General features: G+C 69.1%; 22 protein-coding genes. 14 read left to right on the top strand and 8 right to left on the bottom strand.

Annotated elements, in window-relative coordinates:
* The first annotated feature begins 90 nt into the window (after window positions 1–90).
* The 3 genes from QRN63_RS28970 (at window position 91) to QRN63_RS28960 (ending at window position 3,301) form a co-directional block, all read left to right on the top strand.
* Window positions 91–762, top strand: coding sequence for an SDR family oxidoreductase (locus QRN63_RS28970; RefSeq protein WP_285034544.1), 672 nt, complete (start codon window positions 91–93; stop codon window positions 760–762).
* Between the two features lie 89 nt (window positions 763–851).
* Window positions 852–1,781, top strand: coding sequence for an LLM class F420-dependent oxidoreductase (locus QRN63_RS28965; RefSeq protein WP_267317652.1), 930 nt, complete (start codon window positions 852–854; stop codon window positions 1,779–1,781).
* 116 nt (window positions 1,782–1,897) lie between these two features.
* Window positions 1,898–3,301 (top strand): type II NADH:quinone oxidoreductase Ndh, encoded by a 1,404-nt coding sequence (locus QRN63_RS28960; RefSeq protein WP_267317653.1) that lies wholly within the window; start codon window positions 1,898–1,900, stop codon window positions 3,299–3,301.
* A gap of 1 nt (window position 3,302) precedes the next feature.
* Here the strand turns inward: QRN63_RS28960 and QRN63_RS28955 are convergent, their stop codons facing one another.
* The 8 genes from QRN63_RS28955 to QRN63_RS28920 all read right to left on the bottom strand — a co-directional run bounded on the left by QRN63_RS28955 (window position 3,303) and on the right by QRN63_RS28920 (window position 9,090).
* The gene (locus tag QRN63_RS28955; RefSeq protein ID WP_267317654.1) at window positions 3,303–3,962 is read right to left on the bottom strand and encodes an urease accessory protein UreD; all 660 of its coding nucleotides are present in this window, start codon (window positions 3,960–3,962) and stop codon (window positions 3,303–3,305) included.
* Window positions 3,963–3,965: 3 nt separating this feature from the next.
* Window positions 3,966–4,652 (bottom strand): urease accessory protein UreG, encoded by a 687-nt coding sequence (ureG, locus tag QRN63_RS28950; RefSeq protein WP_267317655.1) that lies wholly within the window; start codon window positions 4,650–4,652, stop codon window positions 3,966–3,968.
* A 15-nt stretch (window positions 4,653–4,667) separates the two neighbouring features.
* On the bottom strand, window positions 4,668–5,303 hold the full coding sequence (locus QRN63_RS28945) for an urease accessory protein UreF (protein ID WP_267317656.1): 636 nt from the start codon (window positions 5,301–5,303) through the stop codon (window positions 4,668–4,670).
* Complete coding sequence (locus tag QRN63_RS28940; RefSeq protein ID WP_267317657.1) at window positions 5,303–7,024, bottom strand: urease subunit alpha; 1,722 nt, start codon at window positions 7,022–7,024, stop codon at window positions 5,303–5,305. Before QRN63_RS28940 ends, QRN63_RS28945 begins: the two co-directional genes overlap by 1 nt.
* On the bottom strand, window positions 7,021–7,335 hold the full coding sequence (locus tag QRN63_RS28935; protein WP_267318028.1) for an urease subunit beta: 315 nt from the start codon (window positions 7,333–7,335) through the stop codon (window positions 7,021–7,023). The genes QRN63_RS28940 and QRN63_RS28935 overlap by 4 nt, the downstream gene beginning before the upstream one ends.
* A 42-nt stretch (window positions 7,336–7,377) precedes the next feature.
* Window positions 7,378–7,680 carry an urease subunit gamma gene (locus QRN63_RS28930; RefSeq protein WP_267317658.1) on the bottom strand — a complete coding sequence of 101 codons (303 nt, stop codon included), beginning with the start codon at window positions 7,678–7,680 and terminating at the stop codon, window positions 7,378–7,380.
* A gap of 52 nt (window positions 7,681–7,732) precedes the next feature.
* Window positions 7,733–8,134: a PaaI family thioesterase gene (locus QRN63_RS28925; protein ID WP_285034503.1), complete on the bottom strand. Its 402-nt coding sequence runs from the start codon at window positions 8,132–8,134 to the stop codon at window positions 7,733–7,735.
* Between the two features lie 185 nt (window positions 8,135–8,319).
* Window positions 8,320–9,090, bottom strand: a complete 771-nt coding sequence (locus QRN63_RS28920) for an iron reductase (RefSeq protein ID WP_285034502.1) — start codon at window positions 9,088–9,090, stop codon at window positions 8,320–8,322.
* 211 nt (window positions 9,091–9,301) lie between these two features.
* Between QRN63_RS28920 and QRN63_RS28915 the strand changes: the two genes are divergently transcribed.
* The 11 genes from QRN63_RS28915 (at window position 9,302) to QRN63_RS28865 (ending at window position 24,560) form a co-directional block, all read left to right on the top strand.
* On the top strand, window positions 9,302–9,718 hold the full coding sequence (locus tag QRN63_RS28915) for a BlaI/MecI/CopY family transcriptional regulator (protein ID WP_267317661.1): 417 nt from the start codon (window positions 9,302–9,304) through the stop codon (window positions 9,716–9,718).
* Between the two features lie 14 nt (window positions 9,719–9,732).
* Complete coding sequence (locus QRN63_RS28910) at window positions 9,733–10,689, top strand: M56 family metallopeptidase (RefSeq protein ID WP_267317662.1); 957 nt, start codon at window positions 9,733–9,735, stop codon at window positions 10,687–10,689.
* A gap of 103 nt (window positions 10,690–10,792) precedes the next feature.
* Window positions 10,793–12,259 carry an NADP-dependent phosphogluconate dehydrogenase gene (gnd, locus tag QRN63_RS28905; RefSeq protein ID WP_267317663.1) on the top strand — a complete coding sequence of 489 codons (1,467 nt, stop codon included), beginning with the start codon at window positions 10,793–10,795 and terminating at the stop codon, window positions 12,257–12,259.
* 40 nt (window positions 12,260–12,299) lie between these two features.
* Window positions 12,300–13,736, top strand: a complete 1,437-nt coding sequence (locus QRN63_RS28900; protein WP_267317664.1) for a GuaB1 family IMP dehydrogenase-related protein — start codon at window positions 12,300–12,302, stop codon at window positions 13,734–13,736.
* 257 nt (window positions 13,737–13,993) lie between these two features.
* Window positions 13,994–15,367: a hemolysin family protein gene (locus QRN63_RS28895; RefSeq protein ID WP_267317665.1), complete on the top strand. Its 1,374-nt coding sequence runs from the start codon at window positions 13,994–13,996 to the stop codon at window positions 15,365–15,367.
* On the top strand, window positions 15,360–16,409 hold the full coding sequence (locus tag QRN63_RS28890; RefSeq protein ID WP_267317666.1) for a hemolysin family protein: 1,050 nt from the start codon (window positions 15,360–15,362) through the stop codon (window positions 16,407–16,409). The genes QRN63_RS28895 and QRN63_RS28890 overlap by 8 nt, the downstream gene beginning before the upstream one ends.
* Window positions 16,402–17,304 (top strand): 3-methyladenine DNA glycosylase, encoded by a 903-nt coding sequence (locus QRN63_RS28885; RefSeq protein WP_267317667.1) that lies wholly within the window; start codon window positions 16,402–16,404, stop codon window positions 17,302–17,304. Before QRN63_RS28890 ends, QRN63_RS28885 begins: the two co-directional genes overlap by 8 nt.
* A complete protein-coding gene (locus QRN63_RS28880) occupies window positions 17,301–18,671 on the top strand; it encodes a lipase family protein (protein WP_285034501.1) in 1,371 nt (456 codons plus the stop codon). The genes QRN63_RS28885 and QRN63_RS28880 overlap by 4 nt, the downstream gene beginning before the upstream one ends.
* Window positions 18,668–20,023, top strand: a complete 1,356-nt coding sequence (locus tag QRN63_RS28875) for an alpha/beta hydrolase (protein WP_285034500.1) — start codon at window positions 18,668–18,670, stop codon at window positions 20,021–20,023. Before QRN63_RS28880 ends, QRN63_RS28875 begins: the two co-directional genes overlap by 4 nt.
* Window positions 20,024–20,124: 101 nt before the next feature.
* On the top strand, window positions 20,125–22,350 hold the full coding sequence (locus tag QRN63_RS28870; RefSeq protein ID WP_267317670.1) for a malate synthase G: 2,226 nt from the start codon (window positions 20,125–20,127) through the stop codon (window positions 22,348–22,350).
* Between the two features lie 98 nt (window positions 22,351–22,448).
* Window positions 22,449–24,560 (top strand): hypothetical protein, encoded by a 2,112-nt coding sequence (locus tag QRN63_RS28865; protein ID WP_285034499.1) that lies wholly within the window; start codon window positions 22,449–22,451, stop codon window positions 24,558–24,560.
* Window positions 24,561–24,680: the final 120 nt, after the last annotated feature.

The following is a 24,680-nucleotide window of genomic DNA, read 5'->3' as shown; positions in this document are numbered from 1 at the left end:
TTCCTCCGCGTGGCGAGTTTCGTCAGCTAGCTACTGTCCAGTAACATGGCGGCAACCGCGTTCAGCGTTGCACACGAGGAGGCCTTGTTCATGGACGTTCTGGTCACCGGAGGCGATACCGATCTCGGCCGCGTCATCGCCGCGGGATTCCGCGACGCCGGGCACAACGTCGTCATCGCCGGCGCCCGCCGCGACGAGCTCGACGTGGCCGCCAAGGAACTCGAAGTCGAGTCGATCGTGCTGGACAACACCGACGGCGCCGCGCTGGAGCAGATGCGCGACAAGCTGCCGCAGCACCTCGACGCCATCGTGAACGTCCCGGCTCCGGTCTGGTCCGCCGGCGACCCGCGCACCTACACCCTGGCCGAGCGCGCCGCCGTGTGGCGCAACACCCTCGACTCCTCGCTGCTGTCGGCGGTGCTGACCGTCCAGATCCTCGGCGACCAGATGCGTTCGGGCGGTGCCATCGTGACCGTCGTGCCGGAGTGCCCGAAGGACGGCACCGCCGACGCCGCGATCAAGGCGGCCGTGTCGAACTGGACCGCCGGCCAGGCCGAGCACTTCGGCATCCGCGGCATCACGATCAACGTGGTCGCCGCCGGCCGTGGCTCCGAAGCGGGCTACGACGGCGTCGACAACAGCGGCGCCACCGTCGGATCGGAGCTGACCAAGCTCGCGCTCTTCCTGACCACGCCCGCCGCCCGCCACATCACCGGCGAGACGCTGCACGTGAGCGCCGGCGCACTCGCGACCTTCGCCTGACCCGACCGAGTTTTATTCCCGTTTTCGCCGGGCTTCGCGCCCGGCGAAAAGGGTGACGCCACAGCACCGTTGGTGGCTAGGGTCGAATCGTGACGATTCGACTCGGACTTCAGATCCCCAATTTCTCCTACGGCACCGGCGTCGGTGAGCTGTTCCCGACCGTCATCGCCCAGGCCCAGGAAGCCGAGGCCGCCGGCTTCGACTCGGTCTTCGTGATGGACCACTTCTATCAACTGCCCGGGCTGGGTACTCCCGACCAGCCCATGCTGGAGGCTTACACCGCACTCGGCGGGCTCGCCGTGGCCACCGAGAAGGTGCAGCTCGGCACGCTGGTCACAGGCAACACCTACCGCAACCCGACATTGCTGGCCAAGGCCATCACCACGCTCGACGTCATCAGTCAGGGCCGGGCCATCCTGGGCATCGGCACCGGCTGGTTCGAACTCGAGCACGATTCGCTGGGCTATGAGTTCGGGACGTTCACCGACCGGTTCAACAAGCTGCACGAGGCGCTCGAGATCATCCTGCCCATGCTCGCCGGGGAACGGCCCACCTTCGAGGGCAAGTACTACCGGACACGTGAGGCGATGGCCGAGCCGCGCTTCCGCGACCACATCCCGCTGATGATCGGCGGGAGCGGCGAGAAGAAGACCATTCCGCTGGCCGCCAAGCACTTCGACCACCTCAACGTCATCGCGGGCTTCGACGAGCTGCCCCGCAAGGTGCAGGTGGTCAAGGAGGCATGCGAGAAGATCGGCCGCGACCCGGCCACGTTGGAGACCAGCCACCTCGCCATCGCGATCATCGACGAGAACGTCACCGCCGACGTCATCCCCGACGACTTCAAGCAGCAGGCCGTCTACGGCAGCCCGGAGCAGGTGGCCGACCAGATCAAGACCAAGGTGCTCGACGCGGGCATCGACGGCGTCATCATCAGCCCGGTTACGAGCCTCAACGGTTACCAGCCCGGCGGCATCACCGCCGTCGCGGAATTACTCAAGCCGCTCCTGGCGAAGTGAACCTGCAGGTCAGGTGAAAACTGGAGTCGGTGGGGCATCTCACTGCATTGATCGATTCAGCTGCGACTAGCCTGTGTATGTAAACAGTCTTGTAGTAGGTCGAGGAGCCCCTCAACATGGTCCACCCCGGAGCTACGGCATCGGATCGCCACAAAGTCGTCATCATCGGTTCGGGCTTTGGTGGCCTGACCAGTGCGAAAGCCCTCAAGAACGCTGACGTCGACATCAAACTGATCGCCCGTACCACCCATCACCTGTTCCAGCCGCTGCTGTACCAGGTGGCCACGGGCATCATCTCCGAAGGTGAGATCGCCCCACCGACCCGGCTGATCCTGCGCAATCAGCAGAACGCCCAGGTGCTGCTGGGCGACGTCACGCACATCGACCTGGAGAACCAGACCGTCGATTCGATCCTGCTGGGCCACACCTACAGCACGCCGTACGACAGCCTGATCATCGCCGCCGGCGCCGGTCAGTCGTACTTCGGCAACGACCACTTCGCCGAGTGGGCGCCGGGCATGAAGACCATCGACGACGCGCTCGAGCTGCGCGGCCGCATCCTCGGTGCGTTCGAGCAGGCCGAGCGGTCCAGCGACCCGGAGCGCCGCAAGAAGCTGCTGACCTTCGTGGTCGTCGGCGCCGGGCCGACCGGTGTCGAGATGGCCGGCCAGATCCAGGAACTGTCGGACCAGACGCTCAAGGGCAGCTTCCGGCACATCGACCCGACCGAGGCCAAGGTCATCCTGCTCGACGCCGCGCCCGCGGTGCTGCCGCCCATGGGCGAGAAGCTGGGCCTCAAGGCCAAGAACAGGCTCGAGAAGATGGGCGTCGAGATTCAGCTCAACGCCATGGTCACCGACGTCGACCGCAACGGAATCACCGTCAAGGACAAGGACGGCACCATCCGGCGCATCGAGTCGGCATGCAAGGTGTGGTCTGCCGGCGTGCAGGCCAGCCCGCTCGGCCGCGATCTGGCCAACCAGTCGGACACCGAGATCGACCGGGCCGGCCGCGTCAAGGTGAATCCCGATCTGTCGATCCCGGGCCACCCGAACGTGTTCGTCGTCGGCGACATGGCTTTCGTCGAGGGTGTGCCAGGTATGGCACAGGGCGCGATCCAGGGCGGCAAGCACGTCGCCGCCATCCTGAAGAACGAGGCCAAGGCCCGCGCGCACGGCACCAAGCCCAAACCACGCGAACCGTTCTCGTACTTCGACAAGGGCTCGATGGCCACTGTCTCCAAGTGGAACGCCGTCGCCCAGATCCCGCTCGGCGAGAAGTCCAAGCTCGAATTCGGCGGCTTCATCGCGTGGCTGGCCTGGCTGGGGCTGCACCTGATCTACCTCGTGGGCTTCAAGACCAAGATCGCCACGCTGCTGTCGTGGACGGTGACGTTCCTGAGCCGCCAGCGCGGTCAGCTGACCATCACCGAGCAGCAGGCCTACGCCCGCACCCGGATCGGTGAATTGGAAGAGATCGCGTCGTCGGTCCAAGCCACGCCCGATCCGGTGGCTTCCTGACTTAGAGGCGCGGTCCCTGCCAGGCTGACAGGCACCCGCCGTCGGCCAGGGCCATGACCACCTGATCTCGGCGTGATTCGTACCGCTCGGCGGTACGAATCACGCCGAAATCGCTTTCGGGGTAACGAAATTCGCTGACATAGGCGCGGGCGGCGGCAATCTCGTCGTCGCCGACCGCACCGGCACCGAGTTCGACGCGGTGCCGCACCACCGGCAGCGCATCGTGGTCGACGCGCAGCGCCCCCTCCCAGAAGCCCTGCTGTTCGCCGGCACGCCCGACCTGTACCCGCTCACGCAGCCGCACCCGGCCCGCCTCGGCGATCTGCAGCCGCGTCGTCGCCTGATGGCTGCTGCCGCCCGCGATGACCGTAGGCTCCGGGTCCAGGTCGAGTTCCCCGGCGACCTCGAGCTCCCACCCCGAGCGTGACTGCGTCGTCGTCGCGCCGGGCAGCACCACCATCGCGGCGACGCTGCGTACCCGCAGCCGGGCACCGGCCTCCACGATGACGCGCACGTCGATGGTGTCGCCCCCCAACGGTGTTGCGGCCGTGGACACCAGGTGGACGGCGTCGGGGGCGGTGCGGCGCGCGGCAACCCCGCCGGCGCACTCGATGCGCGGGCCCCGGCCAGGGGTCGCGACGATCAGAACCTGGGTGTGCATGAATCAGGCGTTCGTGACGCCGGCGCCCGCGAGCTGTTCGCGTACCCAGGCCTGCACCAACGACGCCGCCGGGTCCTCGGTGAGCGAGATCAAAACCGTCGGACGGTCACCGCGCACCTGCCCGGCGTCGCGCCGCATGACGTCCAGGTCGGCGCCGACCATCGGCGCGAGATCGGTCTTGTTGACCACCAGTAGATCCGAGTACGTCACGCCGGGGCCGCCCTTGCGCGGCACCTTGTCACCACCGGCCACGTCGACGACGAAGATCTGCACATCCACCAGGCCGGAGGAGAACGTCGCGGTCAGGTTGTCTCCCCCGGACTCGACCAGGATGAGGTCGAGCTTGTCGTTGCCCTCGATGAGATCGTCGATGGCGTCGAGGTTCGCGGTGATGTCGTCGCGAATCGCGGTGTGCGGGCAGCCGCCGGTCTGGACCGCGGCGATCCGCTCGTCGGGCAGCACGGCGTGCCGGCGCAGGAAGTCGGCGTCCTCGGTGGTGTAGATGTCGTTGGTCAGCACCGCCAGCGACAGCTCGTCGCGCAGCTGCCGGCACAACGCGGCCACCAGCGCCGTCTTGCCGGAGCCGACCGGGCCGCCGACGCCGATGCGCAGCGGCTCACCGGGCCGGCGCTCTCGCTTGGGCCGATCGTGGTGATGGTGCGGCTGACCGTCGATGAAATGTGGTGGCATGGTTGACCTTTCGGCTCAAGAGGCGAACAGGGGGCGGTCGCGGCCGGCGTGTCGCTGCGCCAGGACGTCGAGCAGTGGATCGGACAGGTCTGCGATGCCTTTCGCGGCTTCGGCGGCGGTGGCGTCGCACAGCCCCGACAGTTCGAAGGTGAGCGCGGCGACGTCGGCGGGATCGAGCGCCAGCAGGCGTTGCGCCGCCGTCGCGGAACCCGTCATGGTGGTGTAAACGACTGTGGCGCTGGTCTGTTCGGGATCAAGTCCGCTGACGCGGCCCACCACGCCCGAGGCCACCGCGAGGTGCGGCCGGGTGCCCACCTTCTGCCAGTCGGCATCAGGCCAGACCCGGCGTGCCAGCCGGACGAGCCCACGTCCCTGTGCCCGGGAGGCCTGCCGGGCCGCGGGAGCCGGTGTGCGCGCGTCGGTTTCGCGGTCGGCGACCACGATGTCGAGCCCGCCGTGGACTGCCGCCGCGATGGAGGCGGTGACGAGCCCCTGGGTCCGGATCCGCCGGCGCAGGTAGGCCCGCAGCGTCACCACATCGGTCACCAGGCCGCTGGTGACCGCCTCCTCGACGCCGCCGGAGTGCACGTGCCCGCCGGTCGGCAACCGGGAATCCGCCAGTGCCAGCAGGGTGGCCAGGCCGCCATCCATCAGAACAGGAAGTATCTCTGCGCCATCGGCAGCTCGGCGGCGGGCTGTTCCTGCCAGACCTCCCCATCGATACGGACGGTGAAAGTGTCGGGGTCGACGCGGATGTCGGGCATGGCGTCGTTGAGCGGCAGGTCCGCCTTGCCCCGGCCCCGGACGTTCTTGACCGGAACGAGCCGGCGCCGCAGGCCGAGTCGCGCCGCAAGATCGTCTTCGATGGCGGTGGGCGAGACGAAATGCACCGCCAGACCGGCCGCCACCGTCGGGTGCGCGCCGAACATCGGCCGCGGCAGGACGGGTTGCGGCGTCGGGATCGAGGCGTTGGCGTCGCCCATCGCCGCCCAGGCGATCGCGCCGCCCTTGAGCACGAGGTGCGGACGGACGCCGAAGAACGCAGGCTCCCAGAGCACCAGGTCGGCCAGCTTGCCGACCTCCACCGAGCCCAGCTCGTGATCGATACCGTGGGTCACCGCCGGGCAGATGGTGTACTTCGCCACGTAGCGGCGGACCCGGTTGTTGTCGGCAGCCCCATCGCCGGGCAGCGGCCCCCGGCGCTTCTTCATCACGTGCGCCGTCTGCCAGGTCCGCATCACCACTTCGCCGATGCGCCCCATGGCCTGGCTGTCACTGCCGATCATCGAGATGGCGCCGATGTCGTGCAGCAGGTCCTCGGCGGCGATCGTCGACGGCCGGATCCGGCTCTCCGCGAACGCCAAATCCTCGGGCACGGCCGCGTTGAGGTGGTGGCACACCATCAGCATGTCGAGGTGTTCGTCGAGGGTGTTGACGGTGTGCGGCCGCGTCGGGTTGGTCGAACTCGGCATCACATTCGGATGACTGGCCACCGTGATGATGTCGGGCGCGTGGCCGCCGCCGGCGCCCTCGGTGTGGTACGCGTGGATGGCCCGTCCGGCGATGGCCGCAAGCGTGTCCTCGACGAAGCCCATCTCGTTGAGGGTGTCCGAGTGCAGCGCCACCTGAACGTCGGCCTCCTCGGCCACCCGCAGACAGGCGTCGATGGCGGCCGGCGTGGTGCCCCAGTCCTCATGCAACTTGAAACCGGCTGCGCCACCGCGCAACTGCTCCCACATCGAGTCGGGGTTGATGGTGTTGCCCTTGCCGAGCAACAGGATGTTCATGGGCCAGCCGTCCAGGGCCTGCAGCATGCGGCCGAGGTGCCAGGCGCCGGGCGTGACCGTGGTGGCCTTGCTGCCCTCGGCCGGCCCGGTGCCGCCACCGATCATGGTGGTGATGCCGCCGCCGATCGCCTCCTCCAGCAGCTGCGGACAGATGAAGTGCACGTGACAGTCGATGCCGCCCGCGGTGAGGATGCGCCCGTTGCCCGCGATGATCTCGGTGGACGGCCCCACCACCAGGTCGGGGTGCACCCCGGACATGATGTCGGGGTTGCCGGCCTTGCCGATGGCGACGATGCGGCCGTCCCGAATCCCGATGTCGGCCTTGATGATTCCCCAGTAGTCGATGATGATCGCGCCGGTGATCACGGTGTCCGGGGCGCCGTCGGCCCGGGTCGCGCGGGCCTGCCCCATCGACTCGCGCAGCACCTTGCCCCCGCCGAAGACCGCCTCGTCACCCGAGCGCCCCGGGCCGCCACTGCGGTCCTCGGTGATCTCGATCAGCAGATCGGTGTCCGCCAGCCGGATCCGGTCACCTGTCGTCGGCCCGAAGAGCGCCGCATACCGGGCGCGGGAAAGGGAACTCATGACGCATCCAGCTTTCCGGGCGGAGTCAGCGACAGCCCATAGACTTCCCGCGTCCCACCCAACGGAACCAGTGAAACCGTCTGGGCCACCCCGGGTTCGAATCTGATCGCAGTACCCGCCGGCACGTCGAGCCGGTACCCGTGTGCCGCCTCGCGGTCGAAGTCCAGCGCGGAATTGGCCTGCGGGAAATGCACGTGGCTGCCGACCTGTACCGGCCGGTCGCCGGTGTTGACCACGTCGAGGGTCAGCCGCTGCGCACCGGCGTTGATGGCGATATCGCCGTCGCCATAAAGGATCTCACCGGGAATCAGGCCCGTCCCCGCCACGGCCGCGCGCTCGGTCATCGTCGGTCCTCAGGCGATCGGGTAGTGGACGGTGACGAGTTTGGTGCCATCGGGAAAGGTGGCCTCAACCTGTACGTCGGGCAGCATCTCCGGGACCCCCTCCATGACATCGTCGCGACCGAGCACCTCACGGCCGCTGACCATCAGCTCCGCGACGGTCCGCCCGTCGCGGGCGCCCTCCAGCAGGTGATCGGTGATCACGGCGACCGCCTCGGGGTGGTTCAGGCGCAACCCTCGGGCCTGCCGTCGACGCGCCAGTTCGGCGGCGTACGAAATCAGCAGGCGTTCTTGCTCATGCGGCGTCAAACGCATAAGGGGCGATATTGCCACGACGCGCCGGGAATGGCATGTCGGCCGGGAGTTTTCAGCCCTCGAGGTTCTGCAGGCGCACCTGGCCCCGCGCCACCGGCCGGTCGTCCTCGTCGGTGATGGTGACCAGCCACAGCTGCTGACGCCGGCCGCGGTGGATCGGCGTCGAGGTCGCGGTGACGGTTCCGGCCCTGAGCGCGCGGAGGAAGTCGGTGTTGTTGTTGACGCCGACGACGGTGCCGCCACCGTTCTCGCCGAGCCAGACGTGAGCGGACACGCTGGCCAGACCCTCGACGATGGCGCAGTAGACACCACCGTGCACGATGCCCCACGGCTGCAGAATTTTTTCGGTGATGGTCAGCTGGGCGCGGCCGCCGTCCGGCGTGACCTCGAGGTAGGTCAGTCCGATTTCGTTGTCGAAGCCCTTGCCGAGGCCCTCAGGCACAGATGTCGTCACGACTAGCTGTCTACACGAGCACCGGCGGCGGCGAGTTCGACACCCAGGTGCACGAAAGCGAGCAGGCCCCGCACCGATGGTGCGGGGCCTGCTCTTCGAATGGACCGGGAATCACTGCAGCCCTCAGGATTCCGGCGCGGTCCGTTGGTCTTTCGACTCCTGAATAGTAGGCAAGGCTTGCCTAATTAGCAAGCCCTTGCCAGTTGCATCCGATCGCGCCCGCGCACCGGTGCGCCGAAATTCACCAAGGTGTCCAGCACCGCCTGGGCGCGACGCATGCCGTCGGCCTCCCCCACGCCGGCCAGCAGTGGCACCTGGGTTGCGGTAGTGACCACGGATGCGCCGACGATGTGCCACATCGCCGACACCGCGAGGATGCCGCCACAGACGTCGAAGAGCTTCGCGAACAGCGGAGTCAACGCGCGGTGGCACCGATGGGCCAGCCAGGTCGCGAGCGCCTCCTCACCCGGGAAGGCGACGACACCCTCCCCGATCCGGCGCGTCGCCGGCACGCCCCGGCCGCCGAACACCGGGTCCCCGGGCAGCACCCGCAGCGTCGGGTCCGCGACGCCAACCCAGTCGATGCCACCCTCAGAGTCGACGTGAACCCACAGGTTCTCCAGGCCGGGATCCCAGGCCCGCCCCTCCAGCACCAGCAGCGGCACCACCCGGCCGACGACGACGTGCGCCAGCATCGCCGCCACCTGGTGGGCGGCCACCGCGTGACTGCCGGTGTCGCCCATCGCCGTGTCGAACATGGCCTGCAGCCGATCAGCCGTCACGGCTTCGGCGAGCGGCCACCACCGGCGACGCGAGATGTCGTCCATCACCGCAACGCCGTAGACCCGGGGATCGCTGGGGCACAACTCGCGCAGCCGCCGGCTCGACTCGTGCAGCGGAAGCATCCGGCGGATGTCCATCGTGGCGATCAGCGGGTCAGTCACTGCGGAGGGCATGAACACATCCTTAAGTTAGGTTAGCCTTACTATAGTGACGACTCGCGAGATGTAAACCGCTGTGACGGGACTCACAAGTGACCGAAAAAAGACCCTGACCGGGAACCGCGACGCGCCGCCGGGGCGTTGGGGAGAACATCCGAAATGGATACGACGCACGGTAGTAAATGCGTAGTACCCTGGAAACACTGCCGAAAGAGTGAAATAGGACATGGCGAAATTGACGCGACTGGGCGAGCTTGAACGCGAGGTGATGGACCACCTGTGGTCCTCGCGCGAGCCACAGACCGTGCGTCAGGTGCATGAAGCCCTCGCGGAGCGCCGGGACCTGGCCTACACCACGATCATGACGGTGCTGCAGCGCCTGGCGAAGAAGAATCTGGTCGTCCAGCATCGTGACGACCGCGCGCACCGCTACGCGCCGACCCACGGCCGCGACGAGCTCGTCGCCGGGCTGATGGTCGACGCCCTTGACCAGGCCTCTGACTCCGGCAGCCGCGTCGCGGCGCTGGTTCATTTCGTCGAGCGCGTCGGCGTCGACGAGGCCGATGCGCTCCGGCGCGCCCTCGATGAGTTGGAAGCCAAGCACCGAATCCCACCGGCGACTGGCAATTCCGGCACCGACTGAGAGACACTTAGCGCGTGTCCGCCCTGGCCTTCACTCTCGTTGCGCTACTGCTGGTCGGGCCGGTACCCGCCGTGCTGGCGCGCGCATCGTGGCCGCAGCGGGCCCCCCGGGCCGCGATCGTGTTGTGGCAGTCCATCGCCATCGCCGCCGTGCTGTCCGCGTTCAGCGCCGGTATCGCCGTCGCCAGCAGGCTTTTCGCGCCCGGCCCTGACGGTCGCCCGACAACCACCGCAACCAGCGAGATCAGCGTCATGGGCTGGCCGCTGTGGCTCACCCACGTCGCGGTCTTCGCACTGACCCTCGTCGTCGGCGCCCGGCTGGCCATCGCATTCGTCCAGGTCGCCATCGCGACCCGGCGCCGGCGCGCCCACCACCGGATGATCGTCGACCTGCTCGACTGTTCGCGGGACACCGCACCCGCGCCCCAGGCCCGTCACCTCATCGGCCACGGCCTGCGCATCCTCGACGTCCAGCAGCCCCTCGCCTACTGCCTGCCCGGCGTCCGCAGCCGGGTGGTGCTCAGCGAAGGCGCGCTCAAGCACCTCGACGACAGCGAGATCGCCGCCATCCTCAGCCATGAACACGCACACCTGCGCGCCCGGCACGACCTGGTGCTCGAGATGTTCATCGCCGTGCACGCCGCCTTCCCCCGCTTCGTCCGGAGCGCCAGCGCCCTCGATGCGGTCCGCTTCCTGATCGAACTGCTCGCCGACGACGCCGCCGTCCGGGCCACCGGCCCGACACCGCTGGCCCGCGCCCTCGTCGCCTGCGCGTCCGGACGCGCGCCCAAGGGCGCCCTCGCCGCCGGCGGGCCGACCACCGTTCTGCGGGTACAGCGCCTGGCCGGCGAACCCAACAGCTCATGGGTCGCCGCGGCTGCCTACCTGGCCGCCGCCTCCGTACTGGTCGTACCGACCGTCGCGGTGGCTGTGCCCTGGCTCACTGAGTTGCACCGGTTGTTCTTCTCGTAGACTTTGCGACTGGCAGCATCAGCTTCGGTGGCGGATGACGCCGCACCGGCCCTGGCCGGTGCGAAATGCTGTGCGCCACAACCAAACAACGAAAGGGCCAGCCGTGAGCTCGTCGGGAAACCCGGAATCAACCACCGCTACCGCCCAGATCGGGGTCACCGGCCTGGCCGTCATGGGCTCCAACCTCGCCCGTAACTTCGCCCGCCACGGCTACACCGTCGCGCTGCACAACCGCTCCGTCGCCAAGACCGACGCCCTGATCGCCGAACACGGCTCGGAGGGCAAGTTCGTCCGCAGTGAGACCATCGCGGAATTCCTCGACGCGCTGGAGAAACCACGCCGCGTGATCATCATGGTCAAGGCCGGCGATCCGACCGACGCCGTCATCAACGAGCTCGCCGACGCCATGGAGCCCGGCGACATCATCATCGACGGCGGCAACGCGCTGTACACCGACACCATCCGCCGCGAGAAGGCCATCCGCGAGCGCGGGCTGCACTTCGTCGGTGCGGGCATCTCCGGCGGCGAGGAGGGCGCGCTCAACGGCCCGTCGATCATGCCGGGCGGCCCGGCCGAGTCGTACGTCTCGCTCGGGCCGCTGCTCGAAGAGATCTCCGCGCACGTCGACGGCGTGCCGTGCTGCACGCACATCGGCCCCGACGGCGCCGGCCACTTCGTCAAGATGGTGCACAACGGCATCGAGTACTCCGACATGCAGCTCATCGGCGAGGCCTACCAGCTGCTGCGCGACGGCCTGGGCATGGCGGCCGGGCAGATCGCCGACGTGTTCGCCGAATGGAACAAGGGCGACCTGGACAGCTACCTGATCGAGATCACCGCCGAGGTGCTCAAGCAGGTCGACGCCAAGACCGGCAAGCCGCTGGTCGACGTCATCGTCGACGAGGCCGAGCAGAAGGGCACCGGCCGCTGGACCGTCAAGTCCGCGCTGGACCTCGGCATCCCCATCACCGGCATCGCCGAAGCCGTGTTCGCCCGCGCCCTGTCGGGCTCGGTGCCGCAGCGCCGCGCGACCGTCGGCCTGGCCTCGGGCCACCTCGGCGAGAAGCCGAGCGACGCCACGAAGTTCATCGAAGACGTGCGGCAGGCGCTGTACGCCTCCAAGATCGTCGCGTACGCGCAGGGCTTCAACCAGATCGAGGCCGGCAGCGCCGAATACGGCTGGAACGTCAAGCCCGGTGACCTGGCCACCATCTGGCGCGGCGGCTGCATCATCCGCGCCAAGTTCCTGAACCGGATCAAGGACGCGTTCGACGCCGAACCGGAGCTGGCCACGCTGCTGGCCGCGCCGTACTTCCGCGCCGCGGTCGAGTCGGGCATCGACAGCTGGCGCCGCGTCGTGGTGACGGCCACCGAGCTCGGCATCCCGATCCCGGGCTTCGCGTCGTCGCTGTCCTACTACGACGCGCTGCGCACCGAGCGGCTGCCCGCCGCGCTGACGCAGGGCCTGCGCGACTTCTTCGGCGCCCACACCTACGGCCGCACCGACGCGCCGGAGGGCAAGAAGTTCCACACCCTGTGGAGCGGCGACCGCACCGAGGTCGAGGCTTAACAGTCTGCTCGCGAGGGAACCGGACCACTAGGCTGGCAGTGTGCAGTTTCTTGACGGCCACCGGCCCCCGTACGACCTGACCTACAACGACGTCTTCGTGGTTCCGGGGCGCTCGGAACTGACGTCCCGCTTCGACGTCGACCTGGCGACGACGGACGGTACCGGCACCACCATCCCGATCGTCGTCGCCAACATGACCGCGGTCGCGGGCCGGCGGATGGCCGAGACCGTGGCCCGCCGCGGCGGCATCGTCGTGCTGCCGCAGGACCTGCCCGTCGACGTGGTCCGGGGCACGGTCGACTTCGTCAAGAGCCGCGACCTGGTGGTCGACACCCCGGTCGTGCTGGCTCCCGACGATTCGGTCTCCGACGCGCTCGCCCTGATCCACAAGCGGGCCCACGGCGCGGCGGTGGTCGTCGACGAGGGCCGTCCGCTCGGCCTCGTCACCGAGGCCGGCTGTGCCGGGGTGGACCGCTTCGCGCGGGTCCGCGATGTGGCCACCACCGATTTCGTCTCCGCGCCCGCGGGCACCGAGCCGCGCAAGGTGTTCGACCTGCTGGAGCACTCCCCAACGGGCGTGGCGGTGCTGACCAACGCCGACGGCTCGCTGGCCGGCGTGCTGACCCGCACCGGGGCGGTCCGCGCCGGCATCTACACCCCCGCCGTCGACGCGCAGGGCCGGCTCCGGATCGCGGCGGCCGTCGGCATCAACGGTGACGTCGCCGCCAAGGCCCGGGCGCTGGCCGAAGCCGGAGCGGACGTCCTGGTCGTCGACACCGCGCACGGACACCAGTCGAAGATGCTCGACGCGCTGTCCGCGGTGGCGGCGCTGGATCTCGGCCTGCCACTGGCCGCCGGCAACGTGGTGTCGGGCGCCGGCACCCGGGACCTGATCAACGCGGGCGCGTCCATCGTCAAGGTGGGTGTCGGTCCCGGTGCCATGTGCACCACCCGCATGATGACCGGGGTGGGCCGCCCGCAGTTCTCCGCCGTCGTCGAATGTGCCGCGGCGGCAAGGGAACTCGGCGGCCACGTCTGGGCCGACGGTGGCGTCCGGCACCCGCGCGACGTCGCCCTGGCCCTGGCCGCGGGCGCCTCGAACGTGATGATCGGCTCGTGGTTCGCCGGCACATACGAGTCACCGGGCGACCTGCTGATGGACCGCGAGGGCCGCGTCTACAAGGAGAGCTTCGGCATGGCCTCCAAGCGCGCGGTGGCGGCCCGCACCGCCGCCGACGGCGCCTTCGACCGGGCCCGCAAGGCCCTGTTCGAAGAGGGCATCTCGTCGTCGAAGATGGCGCTGGACCCGGTGCGCGGCGGGGTCGAGGACCTGCTCGACCACATCACCTCCGGCGTCCGCAGCACCTGCACCTACGTCGGCGCGGCAAACCTGGCCGAGCTCCACGAGAAGGTGGTGCTCGGGGTGCAGTCGGCCGCGGGATTCGCCGAAGGGCACCCGCTGCCGACGGGTTGGTGAGCAGGCCCGAAAGGTCCGACCAGCTACCATTGCGGTACGGCCGGTGAACGCAGCAGGCGTCGGACGGCCGTCGAGTGTCGATTCAGCGAAAGGGAGCACGTGCCGCAGGCACCCGTAGGGGCGTTGACCGCCCCGAGCCAGTCGGGAGCGTGCCAGGCCGATCACGCGCTCCCCGAGCCGGGCCCCGAGGCGATCGACTCCGAACCTCCCAGTAGCCGGCCGGGCCGTCAGCCCGGCGCCCCGAGCGGTGGTGGACGGTGACCACCGCGCTGACCATCGCGAGCCTTGCCGCGTTCATCCTGCTCACCCTCGGAACGGCGATCTTCGTCGCCGCCGAGTTCTCCCTGACGGCCCTGGAACGCAGCACCGTCGAGGCCAACGCCCGCGACGGGGGCCGCCGCGACCGCATCATCCGCACCGCGCACCGCAACCTGTCGTTCCAGCTCTCGGGTGCCCAGATCGGCATCTCGATCACCACGCTGATCACCGGTTATCTCGCCGAACCCGTGGTGGCGCGGCTGCTGCGCGGCCCACTGCACGCCGTCGGCCTGCCCGAGACGTTCACCGACGCGGTGGCCCTGACGCTGGCCCTGCTGATCGCGACCTCGGTATCGATGGTGTTCGGCGAGCTGGTACCCAAGAACCTCGCCGTGGCCAAGCCGGTCCCCACCGCGCGCGCCACCGTGCCGCTCCAATGGTTCTTCTCCCTCGTCTTCTCCCCCGTGATCAAGCTGACGAACGGCACCGCCAACTGGGTGCTGCGCCGGCTCGGGGTCGAGCCCGCCGAGGAACTCCGCTCGGCGCGGTCGGCGCAAGAGCTGCTGGCGCTGGTGCGCAACTCCGCCGAAAGCGGCTCGCTGGATGCGCAGACGGCCGAATTGATCGACCGCTCACTGCAATTCGGCGGCCGCACGGCCGAGGAGCTCATGACACCCCGGTCCATGATCGAGTCGCTGGAAGTCACCGACACCGCCGCCGACCTCATCGAGACGGCCATCCGCACCGGGTTCTCGCGCTTCCCGATCGTCGCCGGCGACCTCGACGAGACCGTCGGCATCGTGCACGTCAAACAGGTCTTCGCGATACCCACCGAGCTGCGCGCCGGCACCCGCCTGGCCCAGCTGGCGCGGCCCGTCCCCACGGTACCGTCGACCCTCGACGGTGACGCGGTGATGACCCAGATACGCGCCAACGGCGTGCAGACCGCACTGGTGGTCGACGAGTACGGCGGCACCGCCGGCATGGTCACGGTCGAGGACCTCATCGAGGAGATCGTCGGCGATGTGCGCGACGAACACGACGACGCCACCCCCGACGTCGTCGAGGTGCGCGACGGCTGGCTGGTGTCAGGTCTGATGCGGATCGACGAAGTGGACACCGAGACGCCGTTCCGCGCGCCCGAGGGCGACTACGAGACCATCGGCGGCCTGGTCCTCAAGGAACTCGGCCACATCCCCGATGTCGGCGACACCGTCGTGCTGACCGAGTTCGACCCGGACAACCCCGAGCTGGACCCGGTGTACTGGAAGGCGACGGTGGTCCGGATGGACGGCCGGCGCATCGACCAGCTCGAACTCACCGAGTTGGGCAGCGAACCGGGAACGGCCGAGTCGGGAGCCGACCATGAATGACGTCCTCGGCATCCTGCTGACCATGGTGCTGCTGGGCGCCAACGCGTTCTTCGTCAGCGCCGAGTTCGCGCTGATCTCGGCGCGCCGTGACCGCCTGCAGGCCCTCGCCGAACAGGGCAAGCACAGCGCCGTCACCGTGCTGCGGGCCGGTGAGCGGCTGTCGATGATGCTGGCCGGCGCTCAGCTGGGCATCACCATCTGCTCGATCCTGCTGGGCCGCGTCGGCGAGCCGGCCGTCGCGCACCTACTCGAGGAGCCCTTCGACGCGCTCGGCGTGCCGGCGACGGTGCTGCACACCGTGTCATTCGGCGTCTCGCTGGCGATCGTGGTGACGGTGCACGTGCTGCTGGGCGAGATGGTGCCGAAGAACATCGCGATCGCCGGGCCGGAAAAGGCCGCGATGCTGCTGATCCCGCCATACCTCGTCTACATGGGCATCGCCCGGCCGTTCGTCATCTTCTACAACTGGTGCGCCAACAGCACCTTGCGACTGCTCGGGGTGGAGCCGAAGGACGAACTGGACGTCACGGTCTCGTCGGTCGAGCTGTCCGAGATGCTGACCGAATCGCTGTCGGAAGGCCTGCTGGACGCCGAGGAACACGTCCGCCTGACCCGCGCGTTGGACATCCGCACCCGGACGGTCAAGGACGTCGCGATACCGCTTCCGGACATCCGCGCGGTACCGATCGCGGCGCCGGGTACCGGTCCCACGGTGGGTGCGGTGGCCCAGGCGTTGCGCGAGACGGGCTACTCCCGATTCCCCGTCACCGACGGGCACAGCGCCTACCTCGGATATCTGCACATCAAGGACGTGCTGCCGTGCATGGACGACAACGACGCGGTGCTGGACCGGTCCATGGTGCGGCCACTGCCCATGGTCGCCTCGACGCTGCCGGTGGCCGACGCGCTGTCGTGGTTGCGCCGCAACAACAGTCACCTGTCTCTGGTGACCACCGACGGCTACGTCACCGCGATGGTGACGCTGGAAGACCTCGTGGAGGACCTGGTCGGTGTGGTGCGCGACGGTACCCACCGTGTCTGAGACGGTGTGCGCGCCGCTGCAGATCCTGGACGAGAACGACTGGGCGACGCGCGAACAGCGCTACCTGGACCGCGTCGACACCTTCCTGGCGCCGCATGAACGACGGATGCGGGCCGGCGAGCCGCATCCGGTGTGGGACTTCCTGTTCACGTACTACAGCCTCAAACCCCGCCAGTTGCGACGCTGGCATCCGGGTTTCGGCCGGGCGCTGACCGGTCCTGGCGCGCTGCGGTTCACCGACCGGACGGGGTACGGCCGCAGCGGTGACGCCGTGACGGTGACGCCTGCGTACCTCGCCGGCCGCCGGGAGACCGTCGCGTTCGTCGCGGACCTGTTGGCTGCGACGGCGGCCCGCCCGGCGCGGCTGAACTGCTTCGGGCTGCACGAATGGGCCATGGTGTACCGCGCTCCCGAGGTGCGGCACGCGCGGGTGCCGCTGCGGCTGAGCGCCGCGGACACCGATGCCGTGGTCGAGTCGATGCCGCTGCGGTGCACGCATTTCGACGCCTTCCGGTTCTTCACCGAGGCGGCCGCACCGCGCAACGGCGAAACCCTGTCCCGACACGCCCAGTCGGCCACCGAGCAGCCGGGCTGTGTGCACGCAAATATGGACTTGTACAAATGGAGTTACAAGCTCGGACCTTTGCTGGAGTCGAATCTTTTGATGGATTGCCTTGACCTCGCGGCGGACGCACGCGTCCTCGACATGCGGGCCAGCCCGTACGACCTGAGCGACTACGGCATCGAGCCGATCGCCATCGAGGACCCGACGGGCCGCGCCGAGTATGTGCGCCGCCAGCAGGACATCGCCAATCTCGCTGTGCCGCTTCGGGACTCACTGCTGTCTGCATGCCGGGCATTGCTCGACCACGACACCGACGGCGGCATCCTGTGACGGCCCGGACGCTGCTGCGCATCGCGGCCGCGGCCCTGGTCGTCGTGCTGACCGTCGCCGGCTGCTCCGACGACCAACCCGGACGCAGCCCGCAGCGCAGCGGTCAGGTGTTGCCGGGTGACTACAGCGGCGCCGGCCCCGGCACGCTCGTCGCCGCGCAGCCGCTGACAACCGTCGACCCCGAACTGGCCGGGCTGACCGCCATCTCTGCGCGGATCACCTACGTCTCCACGTCGGGCATCAACGACAGCCACCCCAAGGTGACAGGCTCGGTGTTCCTGCCGAAGGGCAAACCGCCCGAGGGCGGCTGGCGCATCATCGCCCTGGCCAACCCGGGCAGCGGCATCAAATCCGGCTGCGCCCCGTCGTCGTCGCCGAGCCTGCTGGGCCTGCTGCCGACCGTGCGGCTCATGGTCGGCGCCGGCTATCTCGTGGCGATCACCGACTATCAGGGCATCGGCCTCGACGAGACCTATCACCCGTATCTCGATTCCACGACCGAGGGCTTCAACCTGATCGACCTGGCGCGGGCGACGCGCAAACTGGTCTCCGCCGCGTCCACGAACTGGGTCGCGGTAGGCACCGGGCAGGGCGGTCAGGCGGCCTGGGCGGCCGCCGAGCTCGCCACCGACTACGGCGGCGGGCTCCGCCCGCAGGGTGCCGTCGCGCTGGCCCCGACCGCAGCGCTCGAATGGCTGGCCGCCGCCGCGGCCGACGGGAATCTCAACCGCGACCAGCAGCTGATGCTGCAGCAGTACCTCGCGGTCATGCCGCAGGCCTACCCCGGATTCCCCATCGAGGACTACCGCCGCGGCGCCGCCCGCGACCACTGGGACACACTGTCGGCCTGCCGCGGTCCGGCGGTCGCCGACCGCACCGGCGTGCTGGATTCGCTGGGCCCCAACGACCTCGGCCCGACGACGCCCGCCGCCGCCGACGCGCTGCGCGGCTACCTGCGCAAGGCGACGCTGCCGCAGGCGCCGGCCGCCGCGCCGATGCTGATCACGCCGGGACCGCCCGACGGGCTGGTGCCGCCGGAACAGACCGCCGCGGCCGTCGAACGCGCCTGCGCCATGGGCGACGTCATCGACTACGTCCAGCCCGACCAGGCCGACGCCCTCGGCTGGATCACCGACCGGTTCAACGGGGTGCCCGCGCCGAACACCTGCTCCGGTGCCACCCCGACCGCCACCACCCCGACGTCGACGGCCAGTTCGCAATCGGACGACTCCGACACCGGGCAGTCGGGCTCGGACACCGAAGGGGTGACCTCGACCGCCGAACAGCCCAGCTCGGACACCGTGCAGACGTCGCACCACGAGCAGCCCGCACCTCCGCCGCCGGCGGACCTCGGAGACGCCGAATGAACATCGGCCTGCTCGACGGCTGGCTCCCGACCCTGATCCAGGTGGTGACGGTGCTGGCGCTGGTCGTCGCGGTCGGGCGGCGATCGCCGCGCTGGCTGCGGCTGTGGCTGCCGGTGGCCTTCGGGACCGGCGTCGTCCTGGCGCTGGCTGCCAGCTGGTTCATCTCCGACCAGGGCCTCGCGGGCGGGCCGGCCCCGACGTCCCTGTGGGTGTGGCTCGTGCTGACCGGGGTGGCACTCGTCGTCGCCATCGCCGGGTGGCCGGGCCTGCACTGGTGGCGCCGCGCGGTGGCCGTTGCGGTGGTGCCACTGTGCGCGGTGTGCGCGGGGCTGGCGGTGAACACCTGGACCGGCTACCTGCCGACCGTCGAGGCGCTGTGGCAGCGCGCCACCGGCGCCGAGTTGCGCGGCGAGATCGACCTGCAGACCGCGCTGACCATGCGCCGCTCGGGCGAACGTCCAGACCGCGGTGTCCTCGTCTCGGTGCAGATTCCCACCACCGCATCGGGTTTCCGTGCCCGTCCGGAGCTGGTCTATCTGCCGCCCGCCTGGTTCGCCAAGGACGCCCCGCAATTACCCGCGGTGGTCATGGTGGGCGGCGAGTTCGGCTGGCCCGCCGACTGGCCGACGGCCGGTGGCGCCCAGCGCACCGCCGACGAGTTCGCGGCCGCCCACGGCGGCAACGCGCCGATCCTGGTGTTCGTGGACACCAGCGGTCAGTTCTCCAACGACACCGAGTGCGTCAACGGGCCGCGCGGCATGGCCGCCGATCACCTCACCAAAGATGTTGTGCCATTCGTCGCTTCGACATTCTCGGCGAGTTCCGACCCGTCGCGGTGGGGCATCGTCGGCTGGTCCGCCGGTGGCACGTGCGCGGTGATGACGACGGTCATGCACCCCGAGCTGTTCCAGACGTTCGTCGACATGGACGGCCAGGTCGGGCCCAACGCCGGTTCCGAACCCCAGACCATCGCGCGCCTGTTCGGCGGTGACGCGGCGGCATTCGCTCACTTCGACCCGGCGACCGTGGTACGCAAGCGCGGCCCGTATACCGGCATCGCAGGCTGGTTCGCGGTGTCGGAGAACGGGCCCGTGGTGTATCAACCGGCGCAGGCCGGCGCGCCGGCGAACGTGCAACCGCCGGACAATCCGGAGAGCCACACCGCCGTCGCGACCTACATGTGTGCGTTGGTCAGCGCCGCCGGTATCGAGTGCTCGGTGGTCCCGCACGGCGGTGACCACACGTTCCCCAGTGCCGCAGAGGTATTCGCCGCGGCCCTGCCGTGGCTGGCCGGACGGCTGCATACGCCCGGCGTCCCCGCCGTCGGTTTGCCCGGCTCGACACCCCGATGACGGTGTGACCGGGTTCTCATTGGCCGACACGCCGGTGAGCTGCGGTTACCCGCGGGTAAAGTGGATGGTCGCCGGATGGGCTGCTTAGGAGGAAGAAGAAAATGACTGATCGTGTGACGGTGGGAAATCTGCGGGTGGCCCGCGTACTGCACGACTTCATCACCAACGAGGCTCTGCCCGGCACCGGGGTCGATCCTGACAGCTTCTGGGCGGGAGTCGACAAGGTCGTCACCGACCTGACCCCGAAGAACCAGGACCTGCTGGCCCGCCGTGACGACCTCCAGGCGCAGATCGACAAGTGGCATCGCGCCCGCGTCATCGATCCCGTCGACACCGACGAGTTCAAGACCTCGTACCAGGAATTCCTGTCCGAGATCGGCTACCTGCAGCCGGAACCGGCCGACTTCAGCATCACGACCTCGGGCGTCGACCCGGAGATCACCAGCACCGCGGGACCGCAGCTGGTGGTGCCGATCCTGAACGCCCGGTTCGCGCTCAACGCCGCCAACGCCCGCTGGGGCTCGCTGTACGACGCGCTGTACGGCACCGACGTCATCTCCGACGAGGGCGGCGCCGAGGCCGGCAAGGGTGGCTACAACAAGGTGCGCGGCGACAAGGTGATCGCCTACGCCCGGGGTTTCCTGGACCAGGCCGTCCCGCTGGCGGCCGGCTCGTGGGCCGACGTCACCGGCCTGAAGATCGACGACGAGCACCACTTGCAGGCTGAGCTGGGAGCTGAACTCTCGAGCGGACTCGCCAACCCGGAGGAGTTCGTCGGCTACACCGGCCAGCTCGGGGACGCCTCGTGGTCGGTGCTGCTCGAGCACCACGGCCTGCACATCGAAATCCTGGTCGACCCCACCTCGCCGGTCGGCTCGACCGACAAGGCCGGCATCAAGGACGTCGTGCTGGAGTCCGCGATCACCACGATCATGGACTTCGAGGACTCGGTCGCGGCCGTCGACGCCGATGACAAGGTGCTCGGCTACCGCAACTGGCTGGGCCTGAACAAGGGCGACCTCTCCGAAGAGGTCAGCAAGGGCGGCAAGACCTTCACCCGCGTGCTCAACCCCGACCGGGTGTTCACCACGCCGGACGGCGAGGGTGAACTGACCCTGCCGGGCCGCAGCCTGCTGTTCGTGCGCAACGTCGGTCACCTGATGACCAACGACGCCATTGTCATGGCCGGCGACGGCGGCGAAGTCACAGAGATCCCCGAGGGCATCCAGGACGCGCTGTTCACCGGCCTGATCGCCATGCACGGCCTCAAGTCCACCGAAGAGAACGGCAAGCTGACCAACAGCCGCACCGGCTCGGTGTACATCGTGAAGCCCAAGATGCACGGTCCCGACGAGGTCGGCTTCACCTGCGAGCTGTTCAGCCGCGTCGAGGACGTCCTCGGCCTGCCCGAGGCCACGCTCAAGGTCGGCATCATGGATGAGGAGCGCCGCACCACGGTCAACCTCAAGGCCTGTATCAAGGCCGCCGCCGACCGCGTCGTGTTCATCAACACCGGCTTCCTGGACCGCACCGGCGACGAGATCCACACCTCGATGGAGGCCGGTCCGATGGTCCGCAAGGGCGCCATGAAGACCCAGACCTGGATCAAGGCCTACGAAGACGCCAACGTCGACGCCGGCCTGGCGTGCGGCCTGGCCGGCCGCGCCCAGATCGGCAAGGGCATGTGGGCCATGACCGACCTGATGGCCGACATGGTCGAGCAGAAGATCGGTCAGCCCAAGGCCGGCGCCACCACCGCGTGGGTGCCCTCGCCCACCGGCGCGACCCTGCACGCCATGCACTACCACCAGGTCGACGTGTCCGAGGTCCAGAAGGAACTGGCCGGCAAGAAGCGCACCACGCTGACCGAACTGCTGACCATCCCGCTGGCCAAGGAGCTGGCCTGGGCGCCGGAGGAGATCCACGAGGAGATCGACAACAACTGCCAGTCGATCCTCGGCTACGTGGTGCGCTGGATCGACCAGGGCGTCGGTTGCTCCAAGGTGCCGGACATCCACAACATCGCGCTCATGGAGGACCGCGCCACGCTGCGCATCTCCAGCCAGCTGCTGGCCAACTGGCTGCGGCACGGCGTCATCACCGAGGACGACGTGAAGGCGAGCCTGCGCCGGATGGCCGCGGTGGTCGACGAGCAGAACGCCGGCGACTCGGCGTACCTGCCGATGGCGCCGGATCCGGAGGGCAGCATCGCTTTCCAGGCCGCGCAGGAGCTGATCCTCGAGGGTTGCGCCCAGCCCAACGGTTACACCGAGCCGATCCTGCATCGGCGCCGGCGGGAGTTCAAGGCCGCACACGCCGGTTCGTGAACGGTCAACTCCCCCATCACTATTGATTAAACTTCGGCGGGCCCGCGTCACTCGACACGGGTCCGCCGATTGCACGCCGACACCAGGAGCAAACACCAATGGGTAGGCACAGAGCTCCCGACGACGACGAATCGAACGCCGACGAATCACGCGACGCCGAGATCTCCGACAACGACGCGTTGTCGCCGGACATCCCGGAAGCCGACGAAACCGCCACGGGCGCACTCGGTTTCCGGGTCCCGGACGACTGGGCCGAGATGCACGGGATGCCGCCTGCCGCCACCCCGCCTTCCCATATCCCAGCCGCTGCTCCGCCCGCCGGCCCCGGCGACCGGTACGAAACCGACGAGCCCGACGCCGACTACGGTGAGCCCGACTATTCGGACCAGCCCGACCTCACCGGCTCCGACACCGTCACCCAGGCGTTCCCGTCCGTCCCCCGCCGGGCCTCGGTCCGCTCGCACGGCGGCGACTGGGAGGGCGGCGAATGGACCGGCAGCCACCGGGCCATCCAGACCAAGCGCCGCGGCGTCAGCGTCGGCGTCATCGCCGCGCTGGTGACCGTCGTGGTCGTCGTCGCCGCGGTGATCCTGTGGCGCTTCTTCGGCAGCGTGCTGTCCGACCGCAGCCGCGAGGCCTCGGCGCGGTGCGTGTCCGGCTCGGTCAGCGTGCCCGTGCTGGCCGACCCGTCGATCTCCGACCAGCTCAACTCACTGGCCGGCAAGTACAACCAGTCCGCCGCGCCCATCGGCGACAAGTGCGTCAAGGTCGAGGTCAAGGCGACCGATCCGACCGCCGTCGTCGACGGCGTGGTGAACAAGTGGCCGTCGAACCTGGGGCCGCGGCCCGCGTTGTGGGTTCCGGCCAGCTCGGTGTCCGCAGCCCGGCTCGTGGCCGGTGCCGGTGAGCAGGCCGTCAGCGGTGAAGCCAAGTCGCTGGCAACCTCGCCGGTGCTGTTGGCCGTCCGGCCCCAACTCAAAGATGCACTGGCCCAACAGAATTGGGGCACCCTGCCCGCGCTGCAGACGACACCGACGGCGCTGGACGGCCTGAGCCTGCCGGGCTGGGGTTCGCTGCGGCTGGCCGTGCCGACCGTCGACAACAGTGACGCGGCATACCTGGCCGCCGAGGCCGTCGCTTCCGCTGCGGCCAATGGTGGTCCGGTCAACGCCGGAGCCGGTGCCGTACACCGGTTGACGGCCGCGCAGCCGAAGCTCTCGGATCCCAAGGTCTCGACGGCGCTGGACGCGCTGATCTCCGCGAGCGACCCGGCCACGGCGCCGGTGCACGCCGTCGTCACCACCGAACAGCAGCTCTACCAGCGGGCGCAACACACCGACAACGCCAAGGGCAAGCTGGCGGCCTGGCTGCCGCCGGGCGCACCGGCAATCGCCGACTATCCCGCCGTGCTGCTCGCCGCCGAGGGCCTGTCGCACGAGGAGGTCACCGCGGCCAGCGAGTTCGAACGCTTCCTGCGCAAGCCCGAACAGCTCGCCGAGCTGTCCAAGGCCGGCTTCCGCGTCGACGGCGGCACGCCCCCGAAGAACGACGTCGTGAACCTCGGCTCCCTGCCCGACGCCCTCGCAGTCGGCGACACGGGTACGCGGGCGACGCTGGCCAATGCCGTCGGTGGCACCTCCAAGAACGTCGCCGTGACGATCATGCTGGACCAGTCGATGCCGACCAGTGACGGCGCCAAGACCCGGCTCGGCAACGTGACCACAGCCCTCATGGACCGGCTCAAGGCGATGTCGCCGAACAGTTCGGTGGGCCTGTGGACGTTCGACGGGGTGTCGGGCCGCAACGAGATTCCGTCGGCTCCGCTGAGCGACCAGGCGCATTCGACGCAGCTGATCTCGAACCTGAACAACCAGAGCTCGTCGGGCGGCGGTCACGTCTCGTTCACGACGCTGCGCATGCTCTACGGCGACGCGATGTCCAAATATGTCGACGGCCAGGCGAACTCGATCCTGCTGATCACCTCCGGCCCGCACACCGACCAGTCGCTGGACGGCCAGGGCCTGCAGGACTACATCAAGTCGGCGTTCGATCCGGCCCGACCGCTGGCGGTCAACGTCATCGACATCGGCAGCGACTCGGACGGCTCGGCGTGGCAGGCCGTCGCGCAGCTCACCGGCGGCACGTTCACCAGCATGCCCACTTCGGCGGCCCCTGAACTGGTCAACGCGGTCGCCGCCGCCCTGCCCTAGGTAACCCCACTTCCCGCGAGCGGCCGTGTTTGTACGGCAACACGCCGCTGGACATGTACAAAAACGTCCCGCTCAGCAGCTCTGAGCGGGACGTTTTTGCGCGGAACGCACGGCGTGTCG

The sequence above is a fragment of the Mycolicibacterium sp. lyk4-40-TYG-92 genome (assembly GCF_030209435.1).
GTDB lineage: Bacteria > Actinomycetota > Actinomycetes > Mycobacteriales > Mycobacteriaceae > Mycobacterium.
Note: the sequence above shows the minus strand (reverse complement) of the source record. Positions and strands in the feature narration are given on the sequence as shown.